This is a genomic window from Ensifer sp. 22460 (assembly GCF_052044935.1).
Classification (GTDB): domain Bacteria; phylum Pseudomonadota; class Alphaproteobacteria; order Rhizobiales; family Rhizobiaceae; genus Ensifer.
In genome coordinates this window covers 288,794-308,833 of sequence record NZ_JBQENZ010000003.1, presented here as the reverse complement: position 1 = coordinate 308,833, position 20,040 = coordinate 288,794, and the positions used below count along the sequence as shown (strand labels likewise).

The 20,040-nt window shown below is 63.9% G+C and carries 16 protein-coding genes; 5 read left to right on the top strand and 11 right to left on the bottom strand.

Going from position 1 to position 20,040, the window contains the following annotated elements; all coding sequences use genetic code 11:
- The first annotated feature begins 110 nt into the window (after positions 1-110).
- The 4 genes from ACTJKM_RS05695 (at position 111) to ACTJKM_RS05680 (ending at position 8,591) form a co-directional block, all read left to right on the top strand.
- The gene (locus ACTJKM_RS05695; protein WP_058326809.1) at positions 111-2,558 is read left to right on the top strand and encodes a GcvT family protein; all 2,448 of its coding nucleotides are present in this window, start codon (positions 111-113) and stop codon (positions 2,556-2,558) included.
- Positions 2,555-5,002 carry a GcvT family protein gene (locus ACTJKM_RS05690; RefSeq protein ID WP_058326808.1) on the top strand — a complete coding sequence of 816 codons (2,448 nt, stop codon included), beginning with the start codon at positions 2,555-2,557 and terminating at the stop codon, positions 5,000-5,002. Before ACTJKM_RS05695 ends, ACTJKM_RS05690 begins: the two co-directional genes overlap by 4 nt.
- A 342-nt stretch (positions 5,003-5,344) precedes the next feature.
- Complete coding sequence (locus ACTJKM_RS05685) at positions 5,345-6,889, top strand: trimethylamine methyltransferase family protein (RefSeq protein ID WP_058321571.1); 1,545 nt, start codon at positions 5,345-5,347, stop codon at positions 6,887-6,889.
- Positions 6,890-7,358: 469 nt separating this feature from the next.
- Positions 7,359-8,591, top strand: a complete 1,233-nt coding sequence (locus ACTJKM_RS05680) for an aromatic ring-hydroxylating oxygenase subunit alpha (protein WP_058326807.1) — start codon at positions 7,359-7,361, stop codon at positions 8,589-8,591.
- Between the two features lie 42 nt (positions 8,592-8,633).
- Here ACTJKM_RS05680 and ACTJKM_RS05675 read toward each other — a convergent pair whose 3' ends face one another.
- Positions 8,634-9,077, bottom strand: a complete 444-nt coding sequence (locus tag ACTJKM_RS05675; protein ID WP_245296063.1) for an Lrp/AsnC family transcriptional regulator — start codon at positions 9,075-9,077, stop codon at positions 8,634-8,636.
- Between the two features lie 114 nt (positions 9,078-9,191).
- Here ACTJKM_RS05675 and ACTJKM_RS05670 point away from each other — a divergent pair, with 114 nt between their 5' ends.
- Complete coding sequence (locus tag ACTJKM_RS05670; protein WP_058326806.1) at positions 9,192-9,776, top strand: cysteine hydrolase family protein; 585 nt, start codon at positions 9,192-9,194, stop codon at positions 9,774-9,776.
- Positions 9,777-9,893: 117 nt separating this feature from the next.
- On the opposite strand, the gene ACTJKM_RS05665 is transcribed toward ACTJKM_RS05670, so the two are convergent.
- From ACTJKM_RS05665 to ACTJKM_RS05620, 10 genes are all read right to left on the bottom strand, one after another.
- Complete coding sequence (locus tag ACTJKM_RS05665; RefSeq protein ID WP_058321559.1) at positions 9,894-10,418, bottom strand: DUF3426 domain-containing protein; 525 nt, start codon at positions 10,416-10,418, stop codon at positions 9,894-9,896.
- A gap of 217 nt (positions 10,419-10,635) precedes the next feature.
- Complete coding sequence (locus tag ACTJKM_RS05660) at positions 10,636-11,760, bottom strand: ABC transporter substrate-binding protein (RefSeq protein WP_058321572.1); 1,125 nt, start codon at positions 11,758-11,760, stop codon at positions 10,636-10,638.
- A 17-nt stretch (positions 11,761-11,777) separates the two neighbouring features.
- Positions 11,778-12,533 carry a siderophore-iron reductase FhuF gene (gene fhuF / locus ACTJKM_RS05655; RefSeq protein WP_058321560.1) on the bottom strand — a complete coding sequence of 252 codons (756 nt, stop codon included), beginning with the start codon at positions 12,531-12,533 and terminating at the stop codon, positions 11,778-11,780.
- A gap of 227 nt (positions 12,534-12,760) precedes the next feature.
- The gene (locus tag ACTJKM_RS05650) at positions 12,761-13,252 is read right to left on the bottom strand and encodes an ester cyclase (protein ID WP_058326804.1); all 492 of its coding nucleotides are present in this window, start codon (positions 13,250-13,252) and stop codon (positions 12,761-12,763) included.
- 66 nt (positions 13,253-13,318) lie between these two features.
- Positions 13,319-14,746 carry a gamma-aminobutyraldehyde dehydrogenase gene (locus tag ACTJKM_RS05645; RefSeq protein ID WP_058326803.1) on the bottom strand — a complete coding sequence of 476 codons (1,428 nt, stop codon included), beginning with the start codon at positions 14,744-14,746 and terminating at the stop codon, positions 13,319-13,321.
- Between the two features lie 24 nt (positions 14,747-14,770).
- Positions 14,771-15,586: an ABC transporter permease gene (locus tag ACTJKM_RS05640; protein WP_093234399.1), complete on the bottom strand. Its 816-nt coding sequence runs from the start codon at positions 15,584-15,586 to the stop codon at positions 14,771-14,773.
- Positions 15,576-16,526: an ABC transporter permease gene (locus tag ACTJKM_RS05635; RefSeq protein ID WP_057253272.1), complete on the bottom strand. Its 951-nt coding sequence runs from the start codon at positions 16,524-16,526 to the stop codon at positions 15,576-15,578. The genes ACTJKM_RS05640 and ACTJKM_RS05635 overlap by 11 nt, the downstream gene beginning before the upstream one ends.
- On the bottom strand, positions 16,523-17,521 hold the full coding sequence (locus ACTJKM_RS05630; RefSeq protein ID WP_058326802.1) for an ABC transporter ATP-binding protein: 999 nt from the start codon (positions 17,519-17,521) through the stop codon (positions 16,523-16,525). Before ACTJKM_RS05630 ends, ACTJKM_RS05635 begins: the two co-directional genes overlap by 4 nt.
- 195 nt (positions 17,522-17,716) lie before the next feature.
- Positions 17,717-18,877, bottom strand: coding sequence for an ABC transporter substrate-binding protein (locus ACTJKM_RS05625; protein ID WP_058326801.1), 1,161 nt, complete (start codon positions 18,875-18,877; stop codon positions 17,717-17,719).
- Between the two features lie 160 nt (positions 18,878-19,037).
- Entirely contained in the window at positions 19,038-19,946 is a 909-nt protein-coding gene (locus tag ACTJKM_RS05620; RefSeq protein ID WP_058326800.1) for a LysR family transcriptional regulator, read from the bottom strand.
- Positions 19,947-20,040 lie beyond the last annotated feature (94 nt).

Sequence of the window (20,040 nt, the reverse complement as noted above, 5' to 3'; positions counted from 1 at the left end):
TTGCAATCGCTTCAATCTAATCGAATTTGTCGATCAATAAAGCCTGTTTCCGTCGCTTGATGGCGCACTGCTTCCCCGGCAAGAATTCCGCCAAAACGAGGGAACAGTTGATGTCGAATTTACCGTCGCACGCACGGGTCGTGATCATCGGTGGGGGAGCGATCGGCGCTTCCTCGCTCTACCATCTTGCCAAGGCCGGCTGGACCGATTGCGTGCTTCTGGAAAAGAACGAGCTGACGGCGGGCTCGACCTGGCATGCGGCCGGCAACGTGCCGACGTTTTCGTCCTCCTGGTCGATCATGAACATGCAGCGCTACTCGGCATCGCTCTATCGCGACCTCGGCGCACTCGTCGATTATCCGATGAACTATCACGTCACTGGCTCAATCCGGCTCGGCCACTCCAAGGAGCGCCTCCAGGAGTTCAAGCGCGTCGTCGGCATGGGTCGCTACCAGGGCATGGATCTCGATATCCTGTCGCCCGACGAGATGCGCGCCCGCTACCCTTTCCTCGAAACGCACGAGCTGACCGGCGCGCTCTACGATCCCTATGACGGTGACATCGACCCGGCGCAGTTGACGCAGGCGCTCGCCAAGGGCGCGCGCGACATGGGCGCAAAAATCATCCGCTTCTGTCCCGTCACGGCGGCGCGCCGAGAGAACGACGAATGGGTGATCACCACACCGCAGGGCGAAATCCGCTGCGAATACGTCGTCAACGCCGCCGGCTACTATGCCCGCGAGGTCGGCAAGATGTTCGGCCGCGACGTGCCGATGATGGTGATGAGCCATCAGTATATCCTGTTCGACGAGATCCCGGAGCTTGCCGCCTGGTCGAAGGAGGCGGGCCACAAGCTGCCGCTTCTTCGCGACGTCGACAGCTCCTACTATCTCCGCCAGGAGAAGAACGGCATGAACCTCGGGCCCTATGAGCGCAACTGCCGCGCCCATTGGGTAACGCCTGACGATCCGATGCCAGAGGATTTCTCCTTCCAGCTCTTCCCCGACGATCTCGATCGGCTGGAATGGTACCTGAACGACGCCGTCGAACGCGTACCGATCCTCGGCACGGCCGGGCTGTCGCGGATCATCAACGGCCCGATCCCCTATGCACCCGACGGCAACCCGCTGATCGGCCCAATGCCGGGCGTGCCCAATGCGTTTGAGGCTTGCGTCTTTACCTTCGGCATCTGTCAGGCCGGCGGCGCCGGCAAGGTACTGGCCGAATGGATCACCGAGGGCCAGACGGAGTGGGACATGTGGTCCTGCGACCCACGCCGTTACACCGACTATACCGACCAGGACTATTGTATCGCCAAGGGCATGGAGATCTACGGCCACGAGTACGCGATGCATTTCCCGAAACACTATTGGGCGGCGGGCCGCGGCAAGAAGTTGTCACCGATCCACGACCGGATCCAGGCACTCGGTGCGCAGTTCAAGCCCTATAACGGCTGGGAGCGCGCCATGTGGTACGCCAAACCCGGCGACGACACCTCTGAAGGTGCGACGCAGACCTGGGGTCGCGCGGGGCCGTGGGCGAAGCGCATCGAGGAGGAGTGTCTGGCCGTGCGCGATGCCGCCGGCATTCTCGATTTGCCGGGCTTCTCGCGCTTCCGGGTGAAGGGCGAGGGGGCGACCGCGTGGCTTTCGGGCCTCATCACCGGGCGCGTGCCGAAGCCGGGTCGTATCGGCCTTGCCTATTTCGCGGACGACAAGGGCCGGATCGTCACCGAAATGTCGGTCATGATGATTGACGAGGACTTCTTCTTCCTGATCACCGCCGCAACGGCGCAGTGGCACGATTTCGAGTGGCTGACGAAGCACCGGCCGGCCAATGCCGCCTTCACCATCGACGATGTCACCAAGTCCTTCTCCTGCCAGATCCTGACCGGGCCGAAGTCGCGCGCGATCCTCGCCGAGGTCAGCGAGGCCGATCTCGTCAAGGGCTGGCTCACGCACCAGACGGCGCAAATCGCCGGCCGCTATTGCCAGCTCGTGCGCGTCTCCTTTGCCGGCGAGCTCGGCTGGGAAATCCACACCAAGGTCGAGGATACGGCTGTCATCTTCGACGCCGTCTGGGCCGCGGGCCAGAAACACGGCCTGAAGCCATTCGGCATGGAGGCGCTCGATAGCCTGCGCATCGAGAAGGGCTACCGCGCCTGGAAGGGCGATCTTTCGACCGATTACACCATCCTTCAGGGCGGGCTGGAGCGCTTCGTCGACTGGGCCAAGCCCGGTTTCAAGGGCAAGGCGGCGCTGGAACGGGAGAAGCAGCAGGGCGTCAGCAAGCGCTTCGTCACCCTGACGGTCGCCGCCGACGGCTGCGACGCGCCCTACATGTCGACGCTCTGGTCGGATGGCCAGGTGGTCGGCGAGACGACCTCGGGCAACTGGGGCTACCGCGTTGGCAAGTCGATTGCGCTCGGCATGCTGCGCGCCGATCTCGCCGTGCCCGGCAAGGAAATCGAGGTCGAGATCTTCGGCGACCGCTTCAAGGCGACAGTCGAGGCGGACCAGCCGCTCTGGGATCCCTCCAATGAAAGACTGCGCGCATGAGCAAGCCCATTCCCTCGAAAGCCCGTGCAGTCATCATCGGCGGCGGCGTTTCCGGCTGTTCGGTCGCCTATCATTTGGCCAAGCTCGGCTGGACCGACGTGGTGCTCTTGGAGCGCAAGCAGCTGACCTCGGGCACCACGTGGCATGCGGCCGGCCTGATCGGCCAGCTGCGTGCCTCGCAGAACATGACGCGGCTCGCGAAATACTCGGCCGACCTCTACGTCAAGCTCGAGGCCGAAACCGGCATTTCCACCGGCATGCGCCAGAACGGCTCGATCACCGTGGCGCTGACCGAGGAGCGCAAGGAAGAGATCTATCGCCAGGCCTCGCTCGCCCGAGCGTTCAACGTCGACGTCCGAGAGATCACGCCTGATGAGGTGAAGGCGATGTATCCGCACCTCAACACCTCTGACGTGAAGGCGGCGGTGCATCTGCCGCTCGACGGCCAGTGCGATCCGGCCAACATCGCCATGGCGCTCGCCAAGGGCGCGCGGCAGAACGGCGCGACGATCATCGAGGGCGTCAAGGTCACGGCCGTGCTGAAGAAGGATGGTCGGGTGACCGGCGTCACCTGCGAGCAGAACGGCGAGACATATACGATCGAGACGGATCATGTCGTCAACTGTGCGGGCATGTGGGGCCGGGAGTTCGCCCGCCAGGCCGGCGTCACCGTGCCGCTGCATGCCTGCGAGCACTTCTACATCGTCACCGAGGCAATCCCGGAGCTCAAGCGCCTGCCGGTGCTGCGCGTGCCCGACGAGTGCACCTACTACAAGGAAGACGCCGGCAAGATGCTGATCGGCGCCTTCGAGCTCAAGGCCAAGCCCTGGGGCATGGACGGCATCCGCGAGGATTTCTGCTTCGACCAGCTGCCTGACGATTTCGACCACTTCGCGCCGATCCTGGAGATGGCGGTCAACCGCATGCCGATGCTGGAAACGGCGGGCATCCATACGTTCTTCAACGGCCCCGAAAGCTTCACGCCCGACGACCGCTACTATCTCGGCGAAGCGCCCGAAGTGAAGGGCTATTGGGTGGCGGCCGGCTACAATTCGATCGGCATCGTTTCCTCCGGCGGCGCCGGCATGGCGCTCGCCCAATGGATGAACGACGGCGAGCCGCCCTTCGATCTCTGGGAAGTGGATATCCGCCGGGCGCAGCCGTTCCAGAAGAACCGCGCCTATCTCAAAGATCGCGTCTCCGAGACGCTCGGTCTGCTCTATGCCGATCACTTCCCCTATCGCCAGATGGCAACGGCCCGCGGCGTGCGCCGCTCGCCGCTGCATGAGCATCTGAAGGCCCGCGGCGCCGTCTTCGGCGAAGTCGCGGGATGGGAGCGTGCCAACTGGTTCGCCAAGGAAGGCCAGGAGCGCGAGTACCGCTATTCCTGGAAGCGGCAGAACTGGTTCGAAAACCAGAAGGCCGAGCATCTGGCCGTGCGCAACGGCGTCGGCCTGTTCGACATGACCTCCTTCGGCAAGATCCGGGTGGAGGGGCGCGATGCGCTTTCCTTCCTGCAGCGGCTCTGCGCCAACGAGATGAATGTCGAGCCCGGCCGCATCGTTTACACCCAGATGCTCAACGCCCGCGGCGGCATCGAGAGCGATCTGACGGTGACGCGTCTGTCGGAGACCGCCTTCCTGCTGGTCGTGCCCGGCGCCACGCTGCAGCGCGATCTTGCCTGGCTGCGCAAGCATCTTGCCGACGAATTCGTCGTCATCACCGATGTCGGCGCCGGCGAAAGCGTGCTTTGCGTCATGGGGCCGAAGGCGCGGGAGCTGATGCAGAAGGTAAGCCCGAACGATTTCTCCAACGCAGCCCATCCCTTCGGGATGGCACGTGAGATCGAGGTCGGCATGGGGCTCGCCCGTGCGCATCGCGTCACCTATGTCGGCGAACTCGGCTGGGAGCTCTATGTCTCGACCGACCAGACGGCGCATGTGTTCGAGGCGCTGGAGGTAGCGGGGCAGGATCTGGGCCTTAAGCTTTGCGGCATCCATACGCTCGACAGCTGCCGCATCGAAAAGGCCTTCCGCCATTTCGGCCACGACATCACCGACGAGGACCATGTGCTCGAAGCCGGGCTCGGCTTCGCAGTCAAAGCCGACAAGGGCGATTTCATCGGCCGCGAGGCGGTGCTGGCCAAGCACAATCGCGGGCTCTCGCGCCGGCTGGTGCAATTCCGTCTCGCCGATCCGGAGCCGCTGCTCTTCCACAACGAGGCGATCGTCCGTGACGGCAAGATCGTCGGCACGATCACCTCTGGCAATTACGGCCACCACCTCGGCGGCGCGATCGGCCTCGGCTACGTGCCTTCGGAAGGCGAGAGCGACAAGGACGTGCTCGGCTCGCATTTCGAGATCGAGATCGCCGGGACGCGGGTTGCTGCGGAGGCGTCGTTGAAGCCGATGTACGATCCGCGCTCCGAGCGGGTGCGGATGTAGGTCAGGCGTTTGGGACTGGCGTCGGGCATCGTGTTCGGTGCTTGAGGATTGCCCGTCATCCGCCTGCCGGCACCTTCTCCCCGTTCTGACGGGGAGAAGGGACGCGTGGCACCGGGCTCGTTCCTCTCTACGCAGGCGGGGAAAGGGGCAGGGGACGGACGAGGCGGGCGCAGAAGACAGATAATCCTCTTCCTCATGAACGGTGAGGAGGGGAACGAGCGGAAGCAGCAAGTCCCTTCTCCCCGTCAAAACGGGGAGAAGGTGCCGGCAGGCGGATGAGGGGCTTTAACCTCACCGCGCGAATGAGGGGGCGAGGACACACCCGCCCATTGGGAGATGATGATGGCTGACGATTGCGCAGTTGCGGCTTCGAGACGGTCCGGCGGGCGGGCGGCGCGGGTGGCGCTGCGTTCGGCGCCGCTGGCCGAAAACATCCGGCCGGTGCGTCCCGGCCTTTCCGGCGGGCAATACAAGCCGCTGACCGATGCCGGCGTGAAGCGCATCCATGAGGCGGCGCTCGATGCGCTCGAACAGATCGGGCTCGCCAACGCGCCGAAATCGGGCATCGAGATCATGACCGCCGCAGGCGCCATTCTCGGCGATGACGGGCGTCTCCGCTTCCCGCGCGCCCTGGTCGAGGACATGCTTTCGATCGCCGCGCGCGACATCACGCTTTATGCCCGCGATCCGAAGCAGGATCTCGAGCTCACCGGCACCCGCGTTTACTACGGCACCGCCGGCGCGGCCGTGCATATCGTCGACGTCGAGAAGCGCGAATATCGCGAATCCACCGCCAAGGACCTATTGAACGCCGCACAGCTCGTCCACCATCTCGACAACGTGCATTTCTTCCAGCGCGCCATGGTCTGCCGGGATGTCGCCGACAATTTCCTGATGGACGTCAACACGCTCTATGCCTGCTGTGCCGGCACGACGAAACATGTTGGCACCAGCTTCTCCGATCCCTCGCATGTCGACGGCTGCTTCGATCTCATCCACATGATCGCCGGCGGCGAAGACAAATGGCGGGCGCGGCCCTTCGTTTCCAACTCGAACTGCTTCGTCGTGCCGCCGATGAAGTTTGCCGAGGAAAGCTGCATCACCATGGAGAAGTGCATCCGTGCCGGCATGCCGATCCTGTTGCTTTCGGCCGGCCAGGCGGGCGCCACCGCGCCGGCGCCGCTCGCAACCGCGATCGTGCAGGCGGTCGCCGAATGCCTGGCGGGCGTCGTCTATGTCAACGCCATGTCGCCGGGACATCCGGCGGTCTTCGGCACCTGGCCTTTCGTTTCGGATCTGCGCACGGGGGCGATGTCCGGCGGCTCCGGCGAGCAGGCGCTGCTGACGGCCGGCTGCGCACAGATGCACCAGTTCTACCGCCTGCCCGGTGGGGCCGCTGCCGGCATTGCCGACGCCAAGCTGCCTGATATGCAGGCCGGCTGGGAGCAGGCGATCTCCAATGTCATGGCCGGGCTTTCCGGCCTCAACATGGTCTATGAGGCCGTCGGCATGCATGCCTCGCTGCTCGGCTTCTGCCTGGAGTCGCTGGTGCTCGGCGACGATCTGCTTGGCCAGGTGCAGCGCTGCATCCGCGGCATCGACGTGACGGAGGATTCGGTCTCGCTCGAAACCATGCGCTCGGTCTGCCTCGATGGCCCCGGTCACTATCTCGGCCATCCGCAGACGCTTGGGCTGATGCAGACGGAATACATCTATCCGGCGGTCGCCGATCGCACGAGCCCGAAGGAATGGGTCGAGATCGGCCGCCCCGATCTGGTGGCGCGGGCGATCGAGAGGAAAAACCGCATTCTGGCCGAAGCAGCCCCATCGGTGATCGCGCCGGATATCGATCGGGCGATCAGGGAGAGGTTCCAGATCTTCTGCTGAGTTTAGCTCTCCGCCCCGGTCGCGGGGCGGAGGCAGCGGGGGCCAGGTCTGGCCGATCCGTCATCTACAGATTGCAAGGACTACGTCGAGCTGAGGTATCGCCGAAGTTCGCGAGCGATGGCGTTTGCATTGGGGACGGAGGCGTAGGTGCCTGAAGCTGCCCCTCGTTCGCGTGGTGGGGGAAGCGCCCCTCATCCGGCCTGCCGGCCACCTTCTCCCCGTTCTGACGGGGAGAAGGAGACGCCTGGCCAGCCCCAAGCCTCAGGCGGCGAGGCGAGAGGAGGCGGCGCCTTTCGACGTCGCGCTCCAAGAGAGCAGACGAGGGAAGGGAAACGCGCCGCGATGCTGCGGACCTGGGCGGGGCGGATCTCGCGCCAACGGCAGAGGGCGCGCCATCCGGTGCCCGATGAAATTTACACGCGCGCCGGAACGCGGTCCTTCCGGTCCAAAATTGTTGGAGTTCAACCCCATGCTCGTTTCGGAGCTCAAGACTACGACTGTCACCGGCGACCGCATCGATCAGCTGGTTGCTGCCCATCGTCCCGGCCATGGGCTTGCCCGCGCCTTCTATCTCGACCCGGAAATCTATGAACGTGATCTGGAGCGCGTTTTCCGCCGCCACTGGCACTGCGTGGCGCATGAGAGCGCTATCCCGAACGCCAATGACTTCGAGGTGTTCCGCATGGCCTCCGAGCAGGTGATCGTCACCCGCACGGCCAGTGGCGAGATCCACGCGATGCTCAATGTCTGCCGCCATCGCGGCGCCGAGGTCTGCGCCAAGAACAAGGGCAATGCCCGCGCCTTCGTCTGCCCTTACCATGCCTGGACCTATGGCAATGACGGCGCGCTGAAGGCGGCGCGGTTGATGCCGAAGGATTTCCGGCGCGAAGACCATGGGCTGAAGAAGCTCCATGTGCGTGTCATCGAAGGGCTGATCTTCATCTCATTCGCCGACCAGCCGCTCGATTTCAGCGATGTCGAGCATCTCCTGCACGCGACCTGCGGGCAATATGGCTGGGGGTCGGCCAAGATCGCCCATCGCCAGACCTATCCGGTCGATGCCAACTGGAAGCTCGCGGTCGAGAACTATGTCGAGTGCTATCACTGCGGTCCGGCGCATCCGGAATATTCCGAAACGCATGCGCTGGAACAGCCGCTGCACATGATCGAGGAACTGAACGCCCGGATGGAGGCGCGCACCTGCGAACTCGGCATCGAGGTCGGCTCCGGCAACCATTGGCAGACATCTGTCACGGGGAAGGAGGCGGTGCACGCCTTCCGCTATCCGCTCTATGACGGCGCCAAGACCGGCAGCAAGGACGGCCAGGCGCTGAGCCGGCTCATGGGGCGTTTCAGCGATTTCGACGGCGGCGTCACCTCGATCCACTTGGGCGGCACCACTTTCCTCGTCTGCTATCCCGATCATGGCATGATCTACCGTTTCATCCCGAAGACGGCGGAGACGTCGGAGATGGAGCTGATCTGGCTGGTCGACGGCAAGGCCGAGGAAGGGTGCGACTACGATCTCGACAGGTTGACCTGGCTGTGGAAGGTGACGACCGAGGAGGACAAGGCGATCATCGAGCACACGTCGCGCGGCGTGCGCTCGCACTATTTCGTGCCGGGTCCGATCGCGCCGATGGAGCATAACGAGCTTCGTTACATCAACTGGTATCTCGACGAGATCAGCCGACCGGTCTGATCCATCTCATCAACCGAGTGGGATCGGCCGAGGCCGTCCCACCTAATCTCTGCGATCGAAATGGGTCCGGAGCGCCACATGCGTCTGCACAGTGGCGATACCCGGGATCAGGGAAATCTGCCGGCGGATCGTGTCGAGGTCGCCGTTCGTAGCGCATTCGACGAGCACCATCAGATCGGTGGAGCCGGCGAGCGACCAGCATGTGACGACCGGCGACAGGGCGGAAAGGTGCGGCACGATGTGGTCGCAATTCTTGCTGGACTGAAATGTGATGGCGACCAGGGCCCTGACCGTCGGGTTCTTGTCCTCGACGCCGAGACGGATGGTGTAGCCGGCGACGACGCCCTTGGCTTCGAGGCGCCGCAGACGCTCGTGCACGCCGCTGCGCGAGAGGCCGGCATGTCGGGCGAGCGCCACCAGGCTCTGGCGTGAATCCTGGCGAAGCGCTGCCAGCAGCAGCCGATCCTTGTCGTCGAGTTCCGTCAAATTGCATCTCCTTTTGCGCGAATTCCGGACGTTTGTCCGGTTTGGCGCCATCTTGTCCAGTGAAACCGGACGATAGGACAGGTAGCTTCCTTCTCGCAACGAAGGAGCTTTGCCATGAAAATACCAGTCGTGCCCGACAATGCCGTGCTGCTGCCGATCGACATGCAGCAGGCTTTCGACAGCGCCCCCTGGCCGCGCCGATGGAATGCCGATATCGACCGGAACGGTCTCACCCTGCTTGTCGCCTGGCGCGGGGCCGGCCGGCCGGTGATCCATGTCCGCCATGACAGCGTCATGCCGGGCTCGACGCTTGGAGCCGGTGCACCCGGCAACGCCTTCCGGCCCGGCTTCGAGCCGCAGGCCGGCGAACCACTCGTCACCAAGAGCGTCAACGCGGCCTTCATCGGTACCGATCTCGACCTCAGGCTTCGGCGTCTTGGCGTCGATACAGTCGTTGCCTTCGGCATCTCGACGGACATGTGCGTCTCCACCTCGGTGCGCGTTGGCGCCAATCTCGGCTACCGCATGATCCTCGTCGAGGATGCGTGCGATTGCTTCGACCAGCCGGATGGAGATGGAACGGTAATCGCGGCCCGGGATGTCCACCGGGCCCATGTCGCGACCTTGCGCGCCGAGTTCGCCGAGGTGACGACGACGGTTGCCTTCGTCGAAGCCCTACGCCGTCCGGACGCCGCCTAGAGTGTCCCACTCTCCTGTCGAATCGCTGAGCGCGCGCTGTTCACAAGCGATTCCTGATAAACTTTGAAGCGGGTTTCCGCCGGAATTGTGTCGCATTCCGGGCATTGCACCCGCTGTTCACCGGTTTGTGCCGCGGACCTCGACGATGTCGGTCGTCCATTTCGGCGCCGTCAGGCTCTGGCCTTCGCGGTTCGGAAAGGTGAGGAAGGTCTCGAACGGCCGGCTCTGGCCGGCCGGCACCCGGGCGAGTATGAGGGCCGCGTCGTCGCCGATCGTCTGGCAGACGTCGTCCGGGCAATCTTCCAGCGTGACGGAGAGGCGGAAATATTCGAGCAGCGTCTGGCCCTTGTTCGTCACTGTGCCACGCAGGCGGAAGCTTCGTCCCGGTTGGCTTTGCTCGAAGGTCAGGCCATCAAGCGCAATGTCGGCGGCGGTCAGGCCCGCGGGCTGCGTCGTCTGGACCGGTTCAGGTGCTGCGGGCTTGCGACCGTCGCGATCGCTGAACCAGATGATGAAGGCGACGAGCAGGCCGACCGCTACGGCAACTGAGAGGATCGGTTCCGCCCATTGGCGAAAACGGCTGAAGCGCGCTGCCATGTACACAACGACAAGACCCAGCGGTAACGCAATCAACCAAAGCATCCGGATCCTCCTCACCGCATCATTCCTTGAATCGGATTCGATGCAAGAGGGAAACCATGCAGCCGATCAAAGCTTTAGACGGTCCTTGCCCTCAAGAGGCATGGCCGTGACCGCACTTATATAGGGTGCTCGGCGGCTGACAACACGCGACCATAAGCAGGAGCCGATGGTTCTCGGCCAAGGACGGACTCTATTGCTGGTGAGGACAAAGCGGATGCTAGTCCGCCGGTTTCAGGTCCACCCAGTAGGTGCCTTCGAACGGGACCGCGGCGAAGCGGGTGTTGATCTCGGCAAGGCTTTTCTTCGGGTCGAGATCGGAAAAGAGATCCGGCCGGATCCAGGCGGCGAAGGCCTCTGCCGCGACGATGTTGAGCGGGATGGCGTTGAAGAAGTTCCAAAGCCCATGGACGCGCTTTTCCTGTACGGCGCGGATGCTCGAAAGGGCGGGCGCCTCGATCGTGCGGGCGAGCGTCTGTTGCGCTTCGTCTTCGCTGATACCCGGGCCGATCGAGAGCGTGCCGTACTTGCCGCCGGGCGAGGAGGTAGCGATGTAGATGTCGGGATTGGCGGCCATGACCGCCTCGGCGTTGACCGTGCCGCCCGGCCGCGGCAGCGTGCCTTCGGCGATGTTGCGGCCGCCGGCAATCGTCAGGAACTCGCCGAGGCCGCCGGTGCCATAGGCCCAGCAGCAGCGGTCGGCCTGGGGGAAGGCGTCCATCAGCACCAGAGGGCGTGGCTCCGGCCTGGCGGCGAGGCGCGCCCGGATCAAGGCCAGCTTGTCCTCGTAGAACTGAGCGAAGGCGTCTGCCTGTTCGTCCCGTTCGAGGATCTTGCCGAGCAGGCGCATCATGCGCGGCGTGCTCGTCAGCGGATCATTGTTGAAGTCGACGACGATGACAGGAACACCGATGCCGGTCAGATAGTCGATGGCGCGCTTGCCGGGTTCGGTGTCGGCCTGCCAATTGGCGAGGATGGCAAGGTCGGCCTTCAGCGTCAGCAGCGTCTCGAAGGAAAGGCCCGGGCCGGTTCCGTCGTCGATCTGCGGGACGTCTGCGATCGCGGGAAACTTCCGCCGGAAGCTCTCGTAGATCTCCGGATTGTCGCCCTTCATGTCGCCGGACCAGCCGGCAAGCAGGCTGACGGGATCGGGATGGATCAGCGACAGCGCGACGAGATTGAAGCCGCTCCCGAGAAGGATCGCCTTGGGCTTTGCCGGGATCGTCACCACACGGCCGACCGCATCGGTGACGGTCATCGGCCATTGGCCTTCCGCATGGGCGGCGGTTGCTAGCGTCAGAGCAGCAAGGATGACGAGGAAGAACCGCCGGGCGGTCTGGAAAATGCAGCGATGAAGCAAGCCTATTGGTTCCTTTGGCTGGGAAGGGCGCAGAGGCTGCCGCAACTCGGCACGCCGGGCAGCAGGTAGCGCAGGCAGCAGATCTTGCGGCGGCACACGCGAGCGCCGTCCTCTTCCTCGTGACGCAGGCAATCGAAGAAGGGATTGGGCGTGCCGTCCGGCAGGGTTTTGCTGCCGATCAGCGCATCGGCCTGGGCGTTCAGCGGCTCGATGCCGGAGGCCCGCAGCGCATAGTCGATGTAGACGAGCGCATTGTTCCAGGCGAGTTTCGGGGCGATGCCGCCGACGGACTTGAGGTAACCGACGACCTCGCGCAGGTGCCCTTGCATCAGCGGCGCGAGCGTCGCGAAGACGTCGGCATCATCGCCCGCCTGCCAGTCGCCCGACGTCGCGACGCCGAAGGTTCGGGGCAGGCCGTCTTCGGCAAGCGCCACTTTCATCTGATCGAACGTGACGGGGAGCACCTGATGGTCGAGCACGCGCGCCACCAGATAGGGGATGGTGAGGCTCGAGAAATAATAGAGCGACCACATGGAGGCGACGGCGCGCCGATCGCTGGCTCCGGATTTTTCCGTGTAGACGTCGAGCGCCCGGTCGAAGGCGCCAGAGGCGAAGAAGTCCGGCAGCGCAACGCCGTCGGAGAGTCCGTCCGAGAGCACCATCTTCTCGTTGCACCAGGCATGGGTGCCGGCAAAGGCGGCCGACAGCGCCTTGGGACCACCTGTCGCGACGACTGGTTCGGAAACGGCAGCCGTCATGGCGTCACCCGCGCGCGGGTACGCCCGATCGGAAACTCAGCCGTAAAAGAACGCCGTCCTGCAAGCATGCGACACCTTCTGAGCGCGGTCAGAAACTCATAAGGTGATCGTGTTACTCAAGATTATTTGCGACGCAAGTTATTTATGAGTTTTGCAATCATGATTTGTGGGCAAAAGAAGCGAGTAGCCGCAAGCCGGAGCCTGCGGCTGCCAATGTGCAAGGCCAGTTACATCAAGCCGAGCTGCTTGTAGAAGCCGAGGGCGTCGTAATAGTCGTTCTGGGAGGCGATCTTGCCGTCCTTGATGGTGAGGACCGAAGCGCCGGTGAACTTGAAGCTCTTGTTGGTTGCGGCCGTGCCATCGGCCCAGGCGCCCGAATTGGTGCCGGAGAATTCCCATTCGAAGGAGACCTTGTCGCCGGCAGCGATCGGGTCGCCCTTCATGGTCCAGACCGCATCGGGAACGGCGTTCAGGAAGTTGTCGATGACGCCGGTCTTGGCGGCATCTTTCCCGGTTACCGGCTTGCCGACGGACGCGTCGTAATAGGTCACGTCGTCGGCGAAGTAGGATGCGGCCTTGGCCGAGTCATGGGCGTTCCAGGCCGCGACATAGGCCGCGACCACATCCGGCGCGGCGTCGGCGGCGAAGACCGCCGGCGAGAGCACCAGGGCGCTGAGGCTCAGAGCGCCTGCAGCAACAAGCAATTGACGACGGTACATGGCAAACTTCTCCCGTTTGTTTTCGTTTGCATGCGATATGCGAGCGAGCTCAGGCGCGTGTGCGCCTCAGCCGTGGTTGATCATGATGTGGCGCACGGCGGTGTAGTCCTCGAGCGCATAGACCGACATGTCCTTGCCGTAGCCCGACTGCTTGACGCCGCCATGCGGCATCTCGTTGGTCAGCATGAAATGGGTGTTGATCCAGGTGCAGCCGTATTGCAGCCGCGAGGCTGCCTTCATCGCCCGGGAGATGTCCTTGGTCCAGACGGAGGAGGCGAGGCCGTAGTCGCTGTCATTGGCCCAGGCGATCGCATCGTCCTTGCCGGTGAAGCGGGTGACCGAGACGACCGGGCCGAAGACTTCGCGGCGGACGATCTCGTCCTCCTGGGTCGCACCGGCGACCACGGTCGGCTGGAAGAAGAAGCCATCGCTGCTGCCGGCGTTGCCGCCGGTGGTGATCTCGATGTGCTTCTGGTCGGCGGCGCGCTCGACGAAGCTTGCAACGCGATCGCGCTGGCGGCGCGAAATCAGCGGGCCGATCTCGTTTTCGGTGTCGTCGGCAAGATTGTAGCGGATGGTCGAGACGGCGGAGGTGAGGTCGGCGACCAGCTTCTCGTAGATGCCCGCTTCGGCATAGATGCGGCAGGCGGCGGTGCAGTCCTGGCCGGCATTGTAGTAGCCGAAGGTGCGGATGCCATTGACCACCGCTTCGAGATCGGCGTCGTCATAGACGATAACAGGGGCCTTGCCGCCGAGCTCCAGATGCGTGCGCTTGACGGTCTTGGCGGCGGCCGCCAGCACCTTCTTGCCGGTGGCAATGTCGCCGGTGATCGAGACCATCGAGATCTTCGGATGGTTGATCAGCGCATTGCCGACGGTTTCGCCACGGCCGGAAATGACGTTGACGACGCCTTCCGGCAGGATGTCGGCGAGCACACGGGCAAGCTTCAGCGCCGTTAGCGGCGTCTGCTCGGAGGGCTTGAAGACGACGGTGTTGCCGCCGGCGATCGCTGGCGCCAGCTTCCAGGCCATCATCATCAGCGGATAGTTCCAGGGGGCGATCGAGCCGACGATGCCGATTGGGTCGCGTCGGATCATCGAGGTGTGGCCGGGCAGATATTCGCCAGCCGTCGGCGCATGAAGGTTGCGCACGGCGCCGGCGAAGAAGCGCCAGCAGTCGACGATCGCCGGCAGTTCGTCGTTCTTCACCGCATTGATCGGCTTGCCGCAGTTCAGCGCCTCAAGGGCTGCAAAGCCGTCGGCATCCTTCTCGATCGCGTCGGCGATCTTGAGCAGATAGTTGGAGCGTTCGGCGGGTGTGGTCTGCGACCAGGTGGTGAAGGCGCTTTCGGCCGCGTCCACGGCCGCCTCGACCTGGGTATGCGAGGCTTCCGGCAGGTCGACGATCTTGCCGCCCGTCCGCGGGTTCAGGATGTGTTCGTCGGCCTCGGTGCCGGCCTCGAAGCGCGATCCGATCAGCAGTTGGGTGTCCATGTCTGTTCTCCCTTGATAGTCGAGTTATTTGCCGGCGCCGGCGATCTGGTCGCCGTCGCGGGTGAGGTAGTAGGCGCCGAGGATCGGCAGGAAGGTGACGAGCACCACGACCATGGCGACGACGTTGGTCACCGGCCGCTGGCGCGGGCGGATCAGCTCTTCGAGCATCCAGATCGGCAGGGTGGATTGCTGGCCGGCGGTAAAGGTGGTGACGATCACCTCGTCGAAGGACAGCGCGAAGGCGAGCATGCCGCCGGCGAGCAGCGCCGTGCCGATGTTCGGCAGGATGATGTGGCGGAAGGTCTGGAAGCCGTCGGCGCCGAGATCCATCGAGGCTTCGATCAGCGAGCCCGATATCCGCCGGAAGCGGGCGACCGCATTGTTGTAGACGACGACGATGCAGAACGTCGCGTGGCCGAGAACGATGGTCCAGAAGGAGAAGGGGATATCGGCCATCGAGAAGGCGGAGCGAAGCGCAATGCCGGTGATGATGCCGGGCAGCGCGATCGGCAGGATGACAAGCAGCGAGATCGTCTCGCGGCCGAAGAAGCGCGTCTGGCTGACGGCGGCCGCACAGAGCGTGCCGAGCACCAGCGCCACCGACGTGGCGATCGCGGCGACCTTGACCGAGAGCGTCAGCGCCGCCCAGACGTCGGGCCGGTTCCAGGCAACGGCGAACCATTGCGCGGTCAGCCCCGGCGGCGGGAACTGGTAGCTCTTCTCTTCCGTCGTGAAGGCGTAGAGGAAGATCAACAGGATCGGCAGGTGCAGGAAGGCGAGGCCGGCGGCGGCCGCCATCTTCAAGCCCATTGGCGAGCGGTTCAAGCGATCAGAGCGCATCGAAAGCCCCCATGCGTTTGGCCACAAACAGGTAGGCGCCCATGATGACGATCGGCACCACCGTGAAGGCGGCGGCGAGCGGGATGTTGCCGGCGGTGCCCTGCTGAGCATAGACCGCCTGGCCGATGAACAGCCGGGACGAGCCGACGATCTGCGGGATGATGTAGTCGCCGAGCGTCAGCGAGAAGGTGAAGATCGAGCCGGCGACGATGCCCGGCAGCGCTAAGGGAAAGAGCACGTGACGGAAGGTCTGCGCCGGCGTGCCGCCGAGATCCGAGGAAGCCTCAATCAGGTTGCCCGGTACGCGCTCGAGCGCTGCCTGGATCGGCAGGATCATGAAGGGCAGCCAGACATAGACGAAGACGATGAAGGTGCCGGTATAGCTGACCGAGAGCGAGTTGCCGCCGACGACGGGAAGCGACAGCCAACCGTCGAGCAGCCAGAGCAGGTGCAGCTTTTCGAAGATCCAGGTGAGGATGCCTTCCTTGGCGAGGATCAGCTTCCAGGCGTAGATCTTGACCAGATAGCTCGACCAGAGCGGCAGCATGACGCCGAGATAGAAGAGCACCTTCCATTTTCCCTGCGCGTAGCGCGCCGCGTAATAGGCGATCGGGAAGGCGATGACGGCGGAAGCGAGCGTGACGGTTGCCGCCATCGTCACCGTGCGCAGGATGATGTCGAGATTGGTTTCGCTCAAAAGCTGGCGATAGGTCGCCAGCGTGAACTCGTAATTGATCAGGCCGGAGAAATCGTCGATCGAGAAGAAGCTCTGCAGCAACAGCGCAAAGAGCGAGCCCAGATAGACGACGCCGAGCCAGAGCAGCGGCGGCGCAAGCATCACCGTCAGAAGCAGATGCGGGTGCTTCCAGAAAAAGTCCGACAGGCGGCCGGCGGGACCGCGGCGCTCAGGTAGGACGAGGGGTTCGGCAAAGGCGGTCATGCGTCCTCCATCGGGTGCAGCTCGTCGGCGGCGAAGCTGATGGTGACGGGGCTGCCGACCGCAGGCACCGTGAGCGCTGCGGGGCTGGCGACGGCGACGCGGGCGCCGTCGACATCGACGACGACGCGGTTGACGGCGCCGAGGAAACTATGGGCCGAGACGGTGCCCGAAAGGCTGAGCGCGCCGGTCCACGGGGTGGAGATGGAGATCGCCTCCGGGCGCAGGCTGGCTGCGGGCGCCTTCAGGCCGAGCCGCTGGCAGAGTTTCGCCGGCAGTACGTTGGACGAACCGACGAAATCGGCGACGAAGCGGGTCTTCGGCTGCTTGTAGACGTCTTCCGGGCTGCCGAGCTGCTGGATGCGGCCATCGTTGAAGACGGCGATGCGGTCGGCCATCGACAGTGCTTCGCCCTGGTCGTGGGTGACGAAGACGAAGGTGATGCCGAGTGATTTCTGCAGGCTCTTCAGTTCCTCTTGCATCTGCTCGCGCAGCTTCAGATCAAGCGCGCCGAGCGGTTCGTCGAGCAAAAGCACCTTGGGCTTGTTGACGAGCGCGCGGGCGAGCGCCACACGCTGGCGCTGGCCGCCGGAGAGTTGTCCGGGGCGGCGGGTGCCGTAGCCGGGCAGCTTGACCATGGCGAGCGCGTCCTCGGCAGCCTTGCGGCGTTCCTCGCGGCCGACGCCCTTGACCATCAGCCCGTAGGCGACGTTGTCGAGGATCGAGAGATGCGGGAAGAGGGCGTAGTCCTGAAACACCGTGTTGACGCTACGCCGATAGGGCGGCACGCCCTCGGCCGTCTCGCCGAAGATCTCGATATGGCCGCCGGTCGGCTGCTCGAAGCCGGCCATCAGGCGGAGACACGTGGTCTTGCCCGAGCCGGAGGGACCGAGCATGGCGAAGAATTCGCCCTCGGCGATTTCGAGGTTCACGCCATCGACGGCGCGCACGGCGCCGAAGTGGCGGGAAACATTGTCGAAGAGAACGGCGGTGGTCATTGAAGTACTCCGGAAAGTGTGGCCCCTCATCCGCCCTGCCGGGCACCTTCTCCCCGCAGGCGGGGCGAAGGGGACTCGTGGCGGGCGTCTTGCCTCAAAGGTCACGCCCGAGGCTTGGCCGGGGGCGTTCCCTCTCCCCGCGTGCGGGGAGAGGGCTAGGGTGAGGGGCGATGCTTGCGATGTGGTCGCGACGGCTCAGCGACCGCCGATCACGCCGATGTAGTCGGAGACCCAGCGGTGATAGGGCACGCATTCGCCCTGGCTTTCGCACTTCGTAACCGGCGTCTTCCAGAACTTGACCTTGTCGAAGTCCTCATAGCCATTGGTCTTGCAGCCGGCGTCGGTCAAAAGGTCGTTGCCCTTGCAGGCGGCACCGACGGACGGGTTTGCGCCGAACCAGGCGGAGACGTCGCCCTGCACCTTCGGCGACAGCGAGTGCTCCATCCACATATAGGCGCAGTTCGGATGGGCGCTTTCGGCATGCAGCATGGTCGTATCCGCCCATCCGGTGACGCCTTCTTCCGGAATGGTCGAAGAGATCGGCAGCTTTTCGGCTTCCATCAGGTTGACCTGGAACGGCCAGGAGCCGGAGGCGACAACGCCTTCGTTCTTGAAGTCGTCGATCTGGATCATCGCGTCGTGCCAGTAGCGGCCGACCAGCTTGCGCTGGCCGCGAAGCAGATCGAGGGCCGCCTTGTACTGGTCTTCGTTGAGTTCGTAGGGATTCTTGATGCCGAGCTCGGGCTTGTGGGCCATCAGGTAGTTGGCGGCGTCGGCCACATGGATCGGGCCGTCATAGGCCTGGACGCGGCCCTTGTTGGACTTGCCGTCGGGCAGGTTCATTTCCTCGAAGACGACATTCCAGCTCTTTGGCGCTTCGCCCTTGAAGGCGTCCTTGTTGTACATCAGCACATTCGGGCCCCAGACATAAGGCGTACCGTAGTGAACGCCGTTGACCGTGAACCACGGCGCGTTCTGCATACGCTCGTCGATCGTCTTCCAGCTCGGGATCAGGTCGGTGTTAACAGGCTGGACGCGCTTGCCGGCAACGAGGCGCAGCGACGCGTCGCCCGAGGCGGTGACGAGGTCGAAGCCGCCTTCGTTCATCAGTGCCACCATTTCGTCCGAGGTGGCGGCCGTCTTGACCGAGACCTTGCATCCGGTCTGCTTTTCGAAATCCGTGACCCAGTCGTAGTTCTTGTCGGTGTCGCCGCGCTCGATGTAGCCGGCCCAGGCGACGATGGAGAGTTCGCCTTCACCCTTGCCGAGTTCCTTCAGCGGCTCCTGCGCGAATGCCGGGGCAACAAGGCCAAGCGACAGGGTCAATGCCGTGCAGGATTTAAGCATCTGCTTCATCTGAATTCTCCCAGTTTTGAGCCGCATTTTACGGCTTCGTTCCCAGAATGAAGCGTGCCTTGATTTCTCCGCATTCGCAAATTCATTAAACAGAATGTCGCTTTCGGTTTTTCCGATATCAACGCTCAGAAGCGGCCTGAAAGCAAACAAATACAGTGGGTTAACGCGGGCGGGCGCTTCGAAGCGCCTCGGCGATGCCGACGAAATCGCGCGCCGATTGCGGCAGGCCGGAGCCTTTGCGCCAGACCATGCCGACCTGCACGACGGGGAGCGCGCCGGAGACGTCGCGGCTCTCGATGCGGTCGCCTTCAAGCGACCAGGGGCGGTAGACGAGATCGGGCAAAAGCGCGATGCCGGCGCCGGTCGCGACCAGGCTGCGCACCGCTTCCACCGAGCGGGTGCGGAAGGCGACGTGCGGGCGGGCGCCGAGTGCCGACAGCAATTTGCCGGTGTTCTCCTCGATTTCATCCACCGTCAGCATGATCAGCGGTTCCTTGGCGATATCGCTGACGGAGATGATGTCGGCGCTGACCAGAGGGTGGCCGATCGGCAGCCAGAGACGATAGGGCGACGTCTCGAGGATTTCGGCCTGCAGCGCCATGCGATCGCGCAGGTTGGAAATGACCATGACGGCGACATCGAGCTCGCCGCCGATCAACAGATGTTCGAGATAGGAGCCGTTGTCCTCGATGGCGCTGACCTCGACGCCGGGGCAGGCGCGGCGATAGCGGGCCAAGAGATCGGAGAGCACGTAGCCGGCAACAAGCGAGGTGACCCCAAGATTGAGCTTGCCGCCGGTTTCCTCGCGGCTGACGGAAAAGCTGCGTCGGGCGTCGGAGACATTGGAGAGGATCTTGGTGGCGTGGCGCAGGAACTGGTGGCCGTTATGGGTGATCGACAGGCCGCGCGGATGGCGGTCGAAGAGCTCGACGCCGAGATCGCCTTCGAGCTCCTTGATCGCCTCGGTGATCGAGGATTGCGAGATCGAAAGGTTCTGCGCCGCACGGGTGATCGAACCCAGCTCGGCGACGGCGACGAAATACTGCAACTGTCGAAATGTGAAGGCCATGGCGCGAGTTAATAGGTGCGGGGCAGGGCTGGCAAGCGCCGAAACGCAAGCGGATCGGTCGGTGATTTTTTCCTGTCATGTCGGTTTTCGAACA